This is a genomic window from Janthinobacterium sp. GW458P (assembly GCF_002127585.1).
In the GTDB taxonomy this organism is placed as follows: Bacteria; Pseudomonadota; Gammaproteobacteria; order Burkholderiales; family Burkholderiaceae_D; genus Janthinobacterium.
The window spans coordinates 1-14,817 of record NZ_NEGZ01000087.1; the positions used below are offsets into that span (position 1 = coordinate 1).

9 protein-coding genes are annotated in these 14,817 nt (G+C 65.6%); 2 read left to right on the forward strand and 7 right to left on the reverse strand.

All coding sequences use genetic code 11. From position 1 onward, the window contains the following. Both CBW50_RS27020 and CBW50_RS27025 read right to left on the reverse strand, forming a co-directional pair. A partial coding sequence (locus CBW50_RS27020; protein ID WP_086148369.1) for a response regulator occupies positions 1-3,289 on the reverse strand: 3,289 nt, incomplete at its 3' end. A 46-nt stretch (positions 3,290-3,335) separates the two neighbouring features. Further along, positions 3,336-4,493: an ABC transporter substrate-binding protein gene (locus tag CBW50_RS27025; RefSeq protein ID WP_226935660.1), complete on the reverse strand. Its 1,158-nt coding sequence runs from the start codon at positions 4,491-4,493 to the stop codon at positions 3,336-3,338. A 211-nt stretch (positions 4,494-4,704) separates the two neighbouring features. Here CBW50_RS27025 and CBW50_RS27030 point away from each other — a divergent pair, with 211 nt between their 5' ends. Together CBW50_RS27030 and CBW50_RS29825 are read left to right on the forward strand one after the other, a co-directional pair. Continuing rightward, positions 4,705-5,073: a gamma-glutamylcyclotransferase family protein gene (locus tag CBW50_RS27030; RefSeq protein WP_086148370.1), complete on the forward strand. Its 369-nt coding sequence runs from the start codon at positions 4,705-4,707 to the stop codon at positions 5,071-5,073. A gap of 89 nt (positions 5,074-5,162) precedes the next feature. Next, positions 5,163-8,444 carry a DUF4157 domain-containing protein gene (locus tag CBW50_RS29825; protein WP_226935658.1) on the forward strand — a complete coding sequence of 1,094 codons (3,282 nt, stop codon included), beginning with the start codon at positions 5,163-5,165 and terminating at the stop codon, positions 8,442-8,444. Positions 8,445-8,567: 123 nt separating this feature from the next. Here CBW50_RS29825 and CBW50_RS27040 read toward each other — a convergent pair whose 3' ends face one another. The 5 genes from CBW50_RS27040 to CBW50_RS27060 all read right to left on the reverse strand — a co-directional run. Next, on the reverse strand, positions 8,568-10,520 hold the full coding sequence (locus CBW50_RS27040; protein ID WP_086148371.1) for a cytochrome c/FTR1 family iron permease: 1,953 nt from the start codon (positions 10,518-10,520) through the stop codon (positions 8,568-8,570). A 215-nt stretch (positions 10,521-10,735) separates the two neighbouring features. Beyond that, a complete protein-coding gene (locus CBW50_RS29830; protein WP_193068870.1) occupies positions 10,736-11,437 on the reverse strand; it encodes a hypothetical protein in 702 nt (233 codons plus the stop codon). 100 nt (positions 11,438-11,537) lie between these two features. Further along, positions 11,538-12,572 (reverse strand): zinc-dependent alcohol dehydrogenase, encoded by a 1,035-nt coding sequence (locus CBW50_RS27050; RefSeq protein WP_216356423.1) that lies wholly within the window; start codon positions 12,570-12,572, stop codon positions 11,538-11,540. Positions 12,573-12,847: 275 nt separating this feature from the next. Then, positions 12,848-14,113 carry a DUF4382 domain-containing protein gene (locus CBW50_RS27055; RefSeq protein ID WP_319017149.1) on the reverse strand — a complete coding sequence of 422 codons (1,266 nt, stop codon included), beginning with the start codon at positions 14,111-14,113 and terminating at the stop codon, positions 12,848-12,850. Between the two features lie 104 nt (positions 14,114-14,217). Continuing rightward, positions 14,218-14,817: S8 family serine peptidase (locus CBW50_RS27060; protein ID WP_172404914.1), on the reverse strand; the 600-nt coding region annotated here is incomplete at its 5' end.

Sequence of the window (14,817 nt, forward strand, 5' to 3'; positions counted from 1 at the left end):
CGCCAGCACGGCCAGCAGGGCGGCGCGCGTGTACGGTTTGGCAAGGTAGTCGTCCATGCCCGCGTCCCGCCAGCACGGCCAGCAGGGCGGCGCGCGTGTACGGTTTGGCAAGGTAGTCGTCCATGCCCGCGTCCAGGCACAGTTCGCGGTCGCCCAGGATGGCATTGGCCGTCAGGGCGATGATGGGCGTGCGGCTGCGGCCTTGCTCGCTTTCCATGCGGCGCAAGCGCCGGGTTGCCTCGAAGCCATCCATTTCCGGCATCTGGCAATCCATCAGGATCACGTCGAAGGGCTGATGCTGCCACAGGGCCAGCGCGCGCCGCCCGTTGTCGGCCGGCGTGGCCAGATAGCCGGTTTCTTCCAGCATGGCCAGGGCGATTTCCTGGTTGATCGCATTGTCTTCCACCAGCAGCATGCGCAGCGGCGCCTGGCCAGCGGCAACCGCCTCCGGCGCCGGTGGCAGGCCGGGCGGCACGCCTGCGGCAGGCGCCGGCGGCGTGCCGACGCCGCCGACCGCTTCTATGCAGTGGCGCAACTCCAGCGCCCGCACGGGCTTGGTCAGGCAGTATTCGACCCCCAGCGCCGTCACCTGGCGCAGGTCGGCCGAGGCGTCCAGTGAGCTGAGCATGATGATTTTCAGCGCCGCCATGGCGGCGTCTGCCTTGATCGCGCGCAGCAGTTCGAGGCCGTCCATGACCGGCATGCGCAGGTCGATGATGGCCAGGTCGAACGGGTGCGCGCCGCGCAGCGCCGCTTGCAGCAGGCGCAGCGCTTCCGCGCCGTCGGCGGCGCTGGCGGCGGCCATCCGCCATTCGATCGCGTGCTGCAGCAGGATATTGCGGTTGGTGGCGTTGTCGTCGACGATCAGCACGCTCAAGGCGTCGAGCGCGGCGCGCGGCGGGGGCGCCGGCGGCGCTTCCGCCTGCGCCACTTCGCCCACGCCGACAGTCACGGCAAAGCTGGAACCCTGGCCCGCCACGGATTTGAGCACGATGTTGCCGCCCATCATCTCCGCCAGCTGCTTGATGATGGCCAGGCCCAGTCCCGTGCCGCCGTATTTGCGCGAGGTGGTGCTGTCGGCCTGGCGGAACGGCTGGAAGACGGCCGCCGCCGCTGCCGGCGCCATGCCGATGCCCGTGTCGCTCACTTCCAGCCGGAGCCGGCCGGTGGCGGGGCAGCTGACGTCGACGGAAATCTCGCCCCGTTCCGTGAACTTGGTGGCGTTGTTGAGCAGGTTGGTGAGGATCTGGCGCAGGCGCACGGGGTCGCCGCGCACATGCTGCGGCACGTCGGGCGCGATGCGGCAGGTAAATTCGATGGCCTTGCGCTGGATGCCGTTGGCAAACAGCGCCACCACGTCGTCTATCATCTGGCGCAGGTCGAAAGGGATGTGTTCGAGCACCAGCTTGCCTGCCTCGATCTTGGAAAAGTCCAGGATGTCGTCGATGATGCTCAGCAGGCTTTCGCCCGAGCGGTGGACCGTGTGCACGAAACGCTGCTGTTTGGGGCTCAGTTCCGTGCGCTGCAGCAATTCCGTCATGCCCAGCACGCCATTCATCGGCGTGCGGATCTCATGGCTCATCTTGGCCAGGAATTCCGATTTCGCCCGGTTGGCGGCGTCGGCCTCGGCCTTGGCCTGCTTGAGCGCCAGGTCGCGCTGTTCGACGTGTTCGAGCATGCCGTTAAAGCCCGTGATCAGTTGCCCCAGCTCATCGCTGCCGTGCTGGGGCACGCGCACGGACAGCGCCTTGCCGTCGCGGATATGCGCGATGGCGTAGGACAGGCGCGCCAGCGGCCTGGCGATGGAAGCGCTGATCAATCCGGTAATCGCCACGCAGGCCAGCAGCAGCACCAGCGCGATGCCGAGGATCAGCACGAACGCATGGCGCACGCCATAGCGCACCTTGTCCACCGCATCCTGCTGCTGCTCGGTGATGCGCGCCACCTGCTGCGCGGAATACGCGGCCTGTTCGCGCTCGAAGGCGCGCACGTGGGCGATCACCTCGCCCAGCGCCGCCTGGCTTTCCAGCACGCTGCCCTTGGCCTGCACCAGCCGCTGTCCCGAGCGCTCCACCGCGTCCAGGTAGGTGTTGACGGTGCGCGTCTCGGCCAGCAGGCCCAGCTGGCCTATGCCTTGCAGCAAGGTCTGCATGGTCGCCATGTCGCGGTGCAGGGCGCCGATGCGCTGCGTGATGTCGCGGCCCAGGCGCGTGACGTCGGCGGCGGCCGTGGCGAGCATGACTTCGCCCACGTCGATGCTGATGGCGTCGACGGCCAGGTTGATTTCGCCGCTGGCGTCCTCGATGCGGGCCGAGGTGTGCATGTAGCGGCCCGCTTCGGCCAGCCGGTCGCGCCCGATGGCCAGTTGCAGTTCGATGGGATCGAGTTCCTCGGCCAGGCGCAGGTGGGCGGTGGCCAGCGCGGCGCTGATTTGTTCCTTCAGCGCAAGATATGCGCTTTGCTGCGCCGCGCCGGCGCCGCCCTCGGCCAGCAGGCCGGCGCGCAGGGCCAGCAGTCCGGCGGCGGGATCGAGCAGCTGGCGCGCCGTGGCCAGCAGTTTCGCCCGCAGGGCCAGCTGGGACGGGCTGATGTCGCGTTCGCTGGTTCCCGCCAGGTGCGCCATCGCCGCCGCCAGGCGCTCGCGCAGGGGGGCGATGCGGAAACGGCTCTTCACGGCCTCCGTTTCGGCCAGCGCGATCTGCATGTCGTGTATGCTCTTGCGCAAATCCGTCAGGTAGCGGGCGTTCTCGTTCAGGCGCTGGCTTTGCTGCTGCACTTCGGCGGCCGTCGCCTGGGCCTGGCTGTCGACCAGGCGGATCTTGCTCCGCGCGCCCTTGGCGGCGGCCTTGATCTGCGCCAGCACTTGGCGTATCTCCGTTGCCTGCGCCTTGTAATAGGCCTCGTTTTCCAGGCGCTTGCGCACGGCCACGCGCATGCGCTCGAATTCCCGCTCGAAGGCCGCGTGGTAGCGGGGCGCCTGCAGTGCGCCATGGCGCCGCAGGTCATTGCTGATGCCCTCGGCGGTCCGGATACTGGCGATGATCTTGCCCGACACCTGTTCCAGCTGCGCCAGGTCTTCCGCCTTGCCCAGCTCGAAAAAGTCCGACGCCATGTCCTGCACCGTATAGCGCAGGCGCAGCACGTCCGCGTACAGCGGCACCGTCTGGTCGGTCAGGCCGTGCACATGGGTTTCGATGCCTTTCACCAGCAGCAGGCTGGCCGCCGCCATGGCCGCCACGCCGGCCAGCAGGACGGTGGTACTGATGATGAGCTTGGTCCTGATTTTCACGCTACGCTCCAACGGAAAACGGCTGGCAGGCAAGACGGGGCGCGCATCACTTGGCGCCAGGCCCCGGGTCCAGCGGGACGATCCTGCCGTCGACGATGCGGGTCAGGAAGACGGCCGTCGACGCCTGGTGGTTGCCTGGTCCCAGCGTCACCTGCAAGCCGCCGAGATCGAGCCGGTCGAACGTTTCAAAGCTCTGGATCAGGCGCTCGCGCGTGAGGTCGGCGCCCGCGCGGCGCAGGGCCGCCACCATCAGCGTGGCCGAAATGCAGCCCTCGAAACTGACGAAAGACAGCCTGGCCGCCGGCACGTGCCGGGCCAGCAGCGCGGCGCAGTCGGCGGCGATCGGCAGCGCGCGGTCTTCCGGCAGCGGCACCACTTGCGAAATCACAATGTTGTTGCCGTCCTTGCCCAGCAGCTGCAGCAGGCTGTCCGTGCCGACGAAGGACACGGTGGCCAGGTCCGCCTTCAGCCCGGCCTGGCCCGCTTCGCGCACGAACGCGGCCACCGGCGTGTAGGGGCCGGCCATGACCACGGCCTGCAGGTCGTGGCCGATGAGGGCCGCCAGCCCCGCCTTGACGGCCGTCGTGCCGCGCTGGAACGAGCCCTTGGCGACGAGCGCCATGCCGCGCCGCTGCAGCGCCCGCACCGTGCCGTCGAGCACGGCATTGCCGAAACCGTCGTCCTGGTACAGCACGCCGAAGCGCTTGACGCCCCGGCTGGTGAAATACTGCACCAGGGCATCGGACTCATCGTCATAACTGGCGCGGAAGTTGATGATTTCATGCACCACGGGGCGGCGCAAGGTCATGGCGCCCGTAAACGCCCCCACCAGCGGCACTTTCATTTCCTGGACAATCGGGATGACGGCGTTGGTGGTGGGCGTGCCCACGTTGCCGAACAGGGCGAACACCGGTTTTTCCTCGACCAGCCTGAGCGTTTCGCTGATGGCGCGGTCCGGATCGTAGCCGTCGTCGGCCACCACCAGCTCGATGCTGCGGCCGTGGATGCCGCCGCCCCGGTTCGCTTCCTGGAACACGGCCGTCGCGCCATCGAGCATGGCCCGGCCCAGCCCCGAGGCCGCGCCGGTCTGGGCATTGACCATGCCCAGCCGGACTTGCGTATCGCTCACGCCCGGCTCGGCGGCATGAGCGATGCCCGCCCACAAGGTAAGCGCCAGCCAGCAGCATTCCGGAAAAACGCGCATCAGCTACCTTTATGGAGGTTGATTAATATCAATAGGAATATCGATGCAATCGAGTATGGCCGAAATTGCCTACCAAAAACTCACACATAATCACGGCGTGGCAAAGCCTGTCCTGCGGCGGCGCGGAGCGAGCCACCGCCGGCTTCACCGGATGTGGCCAACGTGATCTACACTAGGCGCGTGCGGTTCATTACCTCGACAGGGAGCGGCAATGGCAGCTTTTTCAGCAGAAATGACGGAACACCTGTTTTCCTACGGCACCTTGCAGCAGCCCGAGGTGCAGCTGGCCACCTTCGGGCGCCTGCTCGACAGCCGGCCCGACCGCTTGCCCGGCTATCGCCTGGGGCTGCTCGCCATCGACGACGCGCAGGTGGTGGCGACCAGCGGCAAGACGCATCACCCGATCGCCACGCGCGGCGCAGCGACGGATGGCGTGCCGGGCGCCGTGCTGGCCGTCTCGCCCGGGGAGTTGCTCCAGGCGGACGGCTACGAGGTGGCCGACTACCGGCGCGAGCGGGTGACGCTCGCGTCGGGCATGCAGGTCTGGGCCTACGTGGATGCGCGCGCCGCGCCGCCGTGAGGGCCGCGCGCCGCGCCGTACGCTGAGGATCTTGTGATAATCCGCGTATTTTTACGCTGCCAATCCCGTTAACATGGCCCGGCATGCAGATGGGCAATACAGCCGCGACCGTCGCGCCGGATGCCATCTGGCGCAGGAAAGTACAGAACGGGACGATGAAAACCTATACCAAGCTTATGGACGGCACGGCGAGCGTGCAACGCCAGCGTGTGGAGGCCGGATGCCCGGCGCAGCGGCAGCAGGACCCCGTCCCCGCGACGGCAGGGGGCGCCGCCGCCCTGGCGTCGCAGGGCCTCCGGCAGATGGCGAACACTGCGCCGCGGGCGCTGCAACTGAAGCGGCAGGCGGAGGAACTGGCGGGCGGCCCGGCGGCATCGAAGCTGCGTCATTTCCAGCAGATGGCGAACCTGGCGCCACGGACGCTGCAATTGAAGCAGACCGTGGACAACGTGCAGCGCGGGGGGGAAGCCGACAGGGCCGGACTGCCCGAGCGCTTGAAGTCAGGCATAGAGGCCCTGTCCGGCATGAGCATGGACCATGTGCGGGTGCATTACAACTCGCAGCAGCCGGCGCAGTTGCAGGCGCATGCCTATGCGCAAGGCAGTGACATTCATGTGGGGCCGGGACAGGAAAGGCATTTGCCGCACGAAGCCTGGCATATCGTGCAACAAATGCAGGGCCGGGTCGCGCCGACCAGGCAGTTGCACGGGCGCACGCCCGTGAATGACGATGCGGGCCTCGAAAGCGAAGCGGACGTGATGGGGGCGCGTGCCTTGCTGCATGGCGGGCAGGCCCATGGCAATGAAGCGGGCAGCCTCCAGCCGCCGGGATCGTTGCCCGCCGTCCAGCGCGTCATCAAGGCCGGGGAGCGGGCGGCCATCCAGGCGCTTTCCCGCCAGAATGTACTTGCGCGCATGCGCCATCCCGGTCCGCATGAAGAAGCTGGTGAAATCGCAACGGCATGGCTGAAAACAAATGGCAATCCGGAAAGCAGCGAGCTGTCACAGTGGATGGCGCTGATCAATGAACACCTGCGCCCGCAGCGTGGCGAAGTGGTGCGGGAAGAGGAAAAAGGGCAGGAAGACAGCGACGGGATGCAGGACGACGAGGAGGGCATGGAAGGGGACGCGACTCACGAAGAGGAAGAGGAGTACGAAGAGGAGTATGAAGAGGAGGAGGAAGAAGACGACGACGCGGCCGACGAGGATTACGTGGAGGAAGCCGAGGCAGAAGAGGAAGACGACGAGGAGTACGCGGCCGACGAGGATGACGAAGAGGAGGAAGAAGACGAAGAGGAAGACGACGAAGACGATGACGAGGAAGAAGACGAGGAAGAAGACAAGGAAGAAGACGACGAAGACGACGAAGACGAGGACGAAGAGGACGAGCAGAAGAGGCAGGAGGCGCCGCTACGGCCGGTGAAAGTGCGCGCGGCCAGGGCGAACGCATTGTGGGAGAAGGAAGCGGAAATACTGGTCACGACGCATGCAACCCTGAAAAAAATAGCGGTGAAAAAAATTGCATTGATATTAATGCTGTCACGCCATGGGATATTTAATGCGATGGGCCGCGGCGCCAACCCGCGCTATATTCGCAGCGACAGGAATGCCGTGATTAAAATGACGGTCCAGAAACTGCCGCAGGAAAAAAACAAGAGGGGAGAGATTCCCGATGTCTATCAGAATATCACGCCGAATGAGTGGCTGGCAGTCATGGAGGCACTGAATCCAGATGCGCAATTGTCGATAGGAAAAAGTAAAGATATCGACGAGCATATACGGAAGCAAAGGTCGATTTCCGGGGAAATTCACATGACAACGTTTCCCGAACCGCAAGAAAATGAACCGCCGCTGATGACCTTGATTTTCGATGGTAATTACCCTGCGCTGAATATTCATTTTCCGGCACTCGAGTCGTATATCAGGAATAAGCAGGAAATCAGCAGCAAGAAAAAAGCGGTCGTCGGGGCGGGGCAGGGAAAAGGCATGACGAAATTCCTGATGGGACGGTTGATGTTCCTGTGTAATTCAGGTATTGCGGACGCCAGCCTGAAACTTGTGGAAAAAAGCAGTTTTGGTTTCCAGACGCCGACCCTGGGGGATCTGGGAACGAATATGACGATACGCCTGAGTCCTGGAATCGATCGCAGCATCGTCGATCCGGTGAAACTCGGATTACAGAAATTGCATGAAGAGTTGAGTGACTTAATGAATGACAAGTCGGTACATAGCCTCGACACGCTGAATGAGCATAGCAAAATCTATGAGTATTGGAAGCCTGGAAAAAAGGGACCCACGCAGGATGTGCTGCTGGAATCCTATAACACAAAAAAAACGAAGTTAAACCACCTGTTATTTACCCAGGTCGAACGCGGGACCAAGGGAAACACGCTCATCGGACGCATGTTCGAGAGAAACCATAAGAATATACTCGCCCTGGCTGGCCAGGAGAAATCCCTGCTGGAATGGGCGACCGAGATATTGACATTGCATCGGCCGGATAAGTTAAACGCAGCGCTCAAGGGCAAAAAGCTGACGCTAGGCGCCCCCGACCTGTTGCCGGCGGATGCATTGAATGCCATCGAGACGAATGTGGCGGGCGATGAGGTGGCCGGCCAGCGCCTGGCCTTGTTCCAATCGGTCGCAAGGGCCATGAAATGCAGCGATGAACGCATGGAAGAAGATGCCGGCTTGGACAGATGGGATGAAGAGGCCAGCGACAGCGAGTTAGAGGACAGCGACGGCGAATCCGGGCAGACAGTTTCGGGAGGCAAGGCAGTGGTGCCATCGGGCATGGCCTCGCTGAGCCAAATGCTGGGTGATGAAGCCGTGACGAAGACCGAGCGGGTAAAAAGCCGGATGCAGCCTGGCCTGTATTACGAAGACTTTGACCATGCAAAGAAGAATTTCTCACTGGCCGGCTATACGACGGCGGATCTGATCGTCGCGGACTTGAATCCGAACAGGGCGCAGCCCGGCACGGATGCGCAGGGGCAAGGTTCGAAGGTCGAGGGCGTCGTGCGGACTTTGAATGAATCCAACGCCAAGGTATGGATGGTCGACATGACTTCCTCGACACAGGAAGAGCAAAGCGAGGTATATGGCAGCTGGAAAAAGAACGCCGCGGCGCAGTTGCTCATTACGCTGGTTTCGGGGCTAAAACAACAAGAACAGGGCTTGAATGTCAATCCGCACGGACTGGTCCATTGGGCCTACAAGGGTGATGGCGAGAAATTGCAGCAGATCCAGGCACATTTTTCGGACATGCGGTCAAGTCCGGTCAACAGGCGCAGCAAGATATCCAATCAGATACGCCGGCATTTCAAGGGACAGGGTGCGTTCTCCTGGAGCCGCCTGAGTTCGAAAAAGTAAGGCTGGCGCTTCCGGCTGACGCGGCAAGCTGCCGCAATGCAACAGCCCCCGATCGCTGCCTGCTGCGATCGGGGGCTGGCGGAAACGCCCTTGCCGGCGCGTTTCAGGGATGGAATTTCAAGCTCAGGCCGCCTTGAGCCTGCCTGCCGAGTAACGGTTCCAGCCGTAGCCGGCAACGATGATGGCCAGGATGGCCGCCTGCGCCAGCAGGGTCTCCGCCGTGGGCAGGATGCCCAGCAGGTCTATGCGCGGGAAGTCGACGGGGGTCACGCCGACCCAGCCCGCTTCCTGCAGCGCGGCCACGCCTTTGCCCATCAATATCACGGCCAGTACGGCCACGAAGGCGGACGTCCACGAGAAGAACTTGCCGATCGGCATGCGCGCGCTGGTGCGCAGCAAGGCCCAGGCGATCACGACCAGCAGCACGATGGCCACCAGGAAGCCGCCCAGCAGGGCGCCGCCGTTGCCGTCTGCCGCCAGGGCGGAATAGAACAGCACGGTTTCAAACACTTCGCGGTAGACGGCGATGAAGGCCAGGGCGAACAGGCCCCAGGCGGAGCGCCGCGTCATGGCCGCCGTGAGTTTCTCGTGCAGATATTCCTGCCAGCGTCCGGCGCTGCTCTTCTGGTGCATCCACAGGCCCACGCTGAGCAGGACCAGCGCGGCGAAGACGGAACCGAGGCCTTCGCTCACCTCGCGGCTGGCGCCGCTGATGGTCACCAGGTACGTCGCCGCCACCCACGTCAGGCCGCCGGCCACCAGCGCGCTGGCCCAGCCCGCATGCACGTAGGGCAGCACGTCATTGCGCTTGGCCTTGCGCAGGAAGGCGATGATGCCGATGACGATCAGCAGCGCTTCCACGCCTTCGCGCAGCAAAATCGTCAGCGCGCCGATAAAGGTCGTCATCGGCTCGGCCTTGGCGTCGCCCAGCTCCGCTTCCACATGGCTGAACAGCTGCTGCAGCTTGTCGCCCGCCGCCTCGGCGTCGGCCACCGTGCCCTTGGCAACGGCGGAACGGTAGGCCAGCATGGCGTTTTCCACGGCCAGCAGCAGCGACTTGTTGCGCGCGCCGACCATCGGTTCGATCGGCTCGAAGCCGTCCAGGTAAGCAGACAGGCCCAGGCGCGTGGCGCCGGCGCGGTCGCCCGCGTGCATGGCGGCCAGGCTTTCGGCCAGGCGCAGGCGCGACAAGGCCAGGCCCGCGGGTTTGTGCGCCTCGGCCTTGTCCGGATGGCTGCGCAGGTACGCCGTCAGGGCCAGCGCCTCGTCCGCGCCCAGTGTGGCGGCCGCCGCTTCCTGCGTCACGGTCGTCACGGCGGCCAGGTCCGCGTACAGCTTTTTACTGCGCGGATCATCCTGCCACAGCTTTTCGCCGTGGCTGCGCGCCGCCGCGTCGTGCGACATGCCGCCGACAAAGAAGGCCAGGTCCCAGCGCTCGTTCTCGGAAAGCTGGCCGAAACTGGCCATCGAAGTGCCGGCCACGCCCTGCGAGATGACCTGGTACAGCGCCATCACGCTGCGCGACTGCGCGCGTTCGCCATCCGTGAAGGCGATCGGCTTCGGTTCCAGGCTGGCCGCCAGCGGACCGTCGCCGCCGCCGGCCGCGCCGTGGCAGGAGGCGCACTGGGCCGCATACAGGGCCGCGCCGCGCGCCAGGTCCGGCAGCACTCTCGGCGCCACGGGGATCGGGTAGGCGGCGATCAGCAAGCCGTTCGCGTGGTGCGCCAGGCGCTTGACTTCTGCGCCGTCGGCCTTGGCGACGACGGCTTTGCGCAGGTCGGCGATGGCGGCGGCGATGGCCGCCTGCGAAGCGTGGGCGGGCAGGGCGGCGATCTGCGTCGTCGCGTTGTCGGTAAAATCGAGCATTTCCGCGTATTCCGCCTCGCTGACCACTTTGCCGTGCTCGACGGCGCCGCTGTAATCGACGGCCACATAATCAATCAATTGCCACAATTGCTTGGCGCCGGCGCCGGGGTCCGTCGCCTGCGCCTGTGCGTTTGCGCCCAGCAGCAGGGCTGCGGCCAGCAGGGGATAGCACGCGAGCCATTTCCGTATTTTAATGAACATGATTCTCATTCTCATTTCTTGTTAACCCGGCGACTATAGGACAGACCGTGCGGGGTGTCAACGGCAGCACGGCTGCGCGCGGACCGTATTGCGAGCGGAAATGCTTGATTCAGGCCTTGCGGCGCGCCGGCCGGGTGCCGGCGGCGGGGAGGGGAGGACGAGTGTCGTCGTGGAAGGGGTGCGGCCCGTTGCCGTGGCGGACTGGCCGGGATTGCCGGTTCAGGCTACTGCTTGGTGTACAGGCCCCTGGCCACGGCGCTGTCCACGCCGTCCACTTTCAGGCCGCCCTTGACGACGCGCAAGGCCAGCTTCTCGAAAGCCTGGCCCTGGAGCCACCTGGCATCGGTAACGGCGAAGGCGGCGAGGCGTTGCTGCGCGCGCTCGGGCGGTACGGCCAGCCATTGATAGTCGGCCTTCGAGCCCTGGCGGCGCAGGCCGGCGCGCACCCAGCGCTCCGACGCCGGCATCTGCACGATGGCGTCGCCGTTCGCCACGCTGACGGCCGTGGCCGTCTTGCCGCTGTGCGCCTCGAACTTCACTTCCACGCCGGCCATCGGGCCCAGCTGGGGGAAGCCGACGATGGCCACCCACACGCCCGCTTCGGCGGGTTTCTGGATGCGCATTTCGTCTTCCTCGAACAGGCGGAACTGCGGCTCCTGGCCGCCGTTGCCCGCCACCAGGGTCACCAGGTCGCCGGCAACGCGCCACTCGCCGCTGGCTTGCTCGTCGGTATTGCCGTAACTGAGCATCCATTCGAACTTGCCATCCTTTTTCAGCAGCAGTTCGGAACCCACTTCCATGACGCCTTGCAGGTAGTAATGCCCGGGCAGGGAGGACGCGGCCTGGTCGGCCGCGCCGGCGGAAGCGCAGAAGAGGAGGGCGGTGGCCAGCAGGCCGGAGCGGAAGGAAAAGCGCGCAGTTTTCATGGGGGTGTCCTTTATGATATGCAATTATAGCAACGGAAATTTCATTGCTGTCGCACAATAGGACACCCCCTTCGCGCCAGGCGCGCGGCTCAGCCGCGACTCAATTGCCGCTGAAATCGAGCACGACGCGGGCGGCGACCTTGCCATGCTCGAGGCGGCTGAAGACCTCGTTGATGGCCGACAGCGGCTGCAATTCCACGTCGGCCTTGACCTTGCCATTCGCGGCGAACGCGAGCGCCTCGGCCATGTCCTGGCGCGTGCCCACGAAAGAGCCGCGTATCGTCACGCAGTTGGCGACGACGTCGAACAGCGGCGTGGGGAAGTCGCCCGGCGGCAAACCCACCAGCACGCAGGTGCCGCGCTTGCGCGTCATGGCCACGCCTTGCTGGAAGGCGTCGAGCGACGGCGCCGTGATCAGCACGCCGTGCGCGCCGCCGCCCGTCGCTTCGCGCAGCGCGGCCACGGGGTCGCCCTGGCGGGCGTTGATCGTCACTTCGGCGCCGAGGGCGCGGGCGTGCTCGAGCTTGCCTTCATCGATGTCGACGGCCGCCACGCGCAAGCCCATGGCCAGCGCATATTCGATGGCCAGGTGGCCGAGGCCGCCGATGCCGGACACGGCCAGCCATTCGCCCGGACGCGCGCCCGTTTCCTTGATGCCCTTGTAGCTGGTGACGCCGGCGCAGATGATGGGCGCCGCTTGCACAGCGGAAAGACCTGCCGGAATGTGCGCGACATAGCGGGGGTCGGCCAGGATGTATTCGGCAAAGCCGCCATTCTTCGTGTAGCCGCCGAACTGCGCCTCGGCGCACACGGTTTCCCAGGCTGCCAGGCAATGCTCGCAATGGCCGCAAGCCGAGTACAGCCAGGGCACGCCGACCCGGTCGCCCAGCTGCACCTCGGTCACGCCCGCGCCCACGGCCACCACCAGGCCGATGCCTTCGTGGCCGGGAATGAACGGCGGCGTCGGCTTGACGGGCCAGTCGCCGCGCGCCGCATGCAGGTCGGTGTGGCAGACGCCGCACGCTTCCGTCCTGACGAGGATCTGGCCGGGGCCGGCAACCGGCACGGGAACCTCGCGCAGCACCAGCGGCTGGCCCAGTTGCTCGACAACGGCGGCTTTCATGGTAGTGGGGATCATGTCATTCCTTATGTAGTTGGTCATGCGTAGTGCAGTGGCGCAAGCGCTCTGCCATGGTCTGTTCGACAGAGCCTTGCGAATGATCATATTCTGCTGCACACGACAGGAAAATTGATTGATCTACATCAATGTATACGGGCTGAGAGCCTAGCCCTGCGCAGGCAGTTGCCGGATGCGGGGAAGAAGCGGGGGAGGAAGCGGGATTGGCGGCCTGCACGGTGACGCGTCCGTGGACGCATCGCCGTGCAGCGCGGGCAGGAACGGCCCGCGTATCAAGGCGTCAGGGTAAAGTTGACGCCAGACTGGTTTGCCGTGGAAATATCCACCGATGGCAGGGACTGGGTCGCATACCCGGTGGCTGCCGCTTCCACCTTGTACTTGCCGGTGCCCGGCAGCGTGTTGGCCTGCGCCGCGAACACCAGGGGCAGGGTGGCGCTATACGCCGCCAGCTGGGGCGCAACCGTGGGCAAGGTCAGCGCATAGGCGCCCGTGGCGATATCGACGCCCTGATACTTGACGGTCACGCTGGGGCCGGCCGCGAAACTCTGCTTTGCGCTGACGGTCGCGGCTTCGGTGCTGCTAGCCGGGGCCAGGACGACGGCGCCGCTGATGACGCCCGGAGCGGTGGCCGCGGCCGCCAGGGCGAGCGGCGCGCTGCTGCTGCTCAGTACTGTGGTGCTGGTCGTGCTGGCCACCGGCACGGCGGCGATGACGGCAGTGGCGCTGTTGTCGGCCGTAATGACGACATCGTAGTTGCCGGGAACCAGGCGCGCGAGGAAAAATTCGCCCGTCGTGGCGTTCGGCGCGGTGGCGGCCACGATGGCGCCGCCCTGCTGGGCCGTTACCATCACGTGTTGCGACAGCAGGGCAGGGGCGATGAAGCCGTCGATGCCGTTCAGTACCGTCGGCACCACTTTGACGACAGGCTTGAGCGCATAGCCGGCATTGCCTTTCCTGACGACCGATTTGCAGGCGTCGAAGTCGAGCACGAGGTCGACTCTTTGCCCCGCAGCCACGTCGAACTGGCTGATCAGCTTGATACCGCTCTGTACCGCGCTGGGCGTATCGAGGGAAATTTCGTTGACGCTGCCGCTCGGAATCACCGAATTGGCCATGGCCGAGCCGGCATTCGCATCGAGGACCAGGCGCAGCTGTGTGTAGTGGCCCGGCGCCAGCGGCGTCTGTCCCAGGTTTTCCAGCGCGCCATTGGTCAGGTTCAAGAGATTGATCTTGCGCGCCGGGCTGAGCGTAATATCGGTCCAGCCCGCATCGGTGTCGCTCGCCGTGGCGCTCTGGTGCACGCGGACCTTGTTTACCGTCACGTTGACGGCGTCAAAGCCGCACGCCGGCGCATCGGTGATGGCGACGCCCAGCGTGCCGTTCACGCTCGCCTCGCCGGCGGAGCCACCGCCGCCGCCGCAGGCCGACAGCAGGGCGGCGACGGCGACGGCGCCGGCCATGCCGCAGTGGCGCGCAATCCGGGTCATGGTGTGCTCACCCCGAAGGGCGGCCTGGATGGCAAGTTGCTGGGATTTCATGTTCGGTCTCCTTGAAATGGCCGCGGAAAAATGCGGCAGGTAAAGGTAGAACGACGGGCGCAGCCGTTTTCTTCCGTCGCCGGCAACTTTTTTCGCCGCCCGGCTCAGGGCCCGGCGTCGGGAGCGATGCGGAACGATTCGCCCACCAGGCCGTACCCGGCTTCCGGCGAGCGTTCCCCGCTGCCCAGGCGCTGCGCATGCGCGGCCAGATCGGCGACGGCGGCGCGGCCCGCGGCAGGATCGGGCCGGCGCATTCCTTGCGCCAGCAGGGCCGCCACGATAGGCGCGGCAAACGACGTGCCGCGCACCACGCCATACGGCGCCGGGCCGATGGCGGCGGCCAGCATCTGGCTGCCGGGCGCGGCGAACATCACCTGCGGGCCGCGCGCCGCTTCCGGCAGGATGCGCCGCTGCGCGTCGGCGCCGCTCACGCCGATCACGCCGGGATAACTGGCAGGATACAGGGGCGGCGCGGCCGGGCCGTCATTGCCCACGGCGGCGATCAGCAGGTGGCCGCGCCTGAGCATGGCTTGCACGGCCCGCTCCAGCATCTGATTGGGCGGTCCCACGAGACTGACGTTGACCACCGGAACTTGTTCCTGCGCCAGCCAGGCCAGTGCCCCGATGATCTGGTCGACGGCGCCGCCCGTTTCGCTGCCGCAATAGGCGTCGGCCGCATACAGGCGGGGGCCCGGCGGCACGCC

Bases quoted from the DNA above. Each gene is read 5' to 3' on its own strand.
- CBW50_RS27040 (WP_086148371.1), bottom strand. From the start codon at position 10,520: ATGAGAATCATGTTCATTAAAATACGGAAATGGCTCGCGTGCTATCCC.
- CBW50_RS27030 (WP_086148370.1), top strand. From the start codon at position 4,705: ATGGCAGCTTTTTCAGCAGAAATGACGGAACACCTGTTTTCCTACGGC.
- CBW50_RS27055 (WP_319017149.1), bottom strand. From the start codon at position 14,113: ATGAAATCCCAGCAACTTGCCATCCAGGCCGCCCTTCGGGGTGAGCAC.
- CBW50_RS29825 (WP_226935658.1), top strand. From the start codon at position 5,163: ATGGGCAATACAGCCGCGACCGTCGCGCCGGATGCCATCTGGCGCAGG.
- CBW50_RS27025 (WP_226935660.1), bottom strand. From the start codon at position 4,493: ATGCGCGTTTTTCCGGAATGCTGCTGGCTGGCGCTTACCTTGTGGGCG.
- CBW50_RS29830 (WP_193068870.1), bottom strand. From the start codon at position 11,437: ATGAAAACTGCGCGCTTTTCCTTCCGCTCCGGCCTGCTGGCCACCGCC.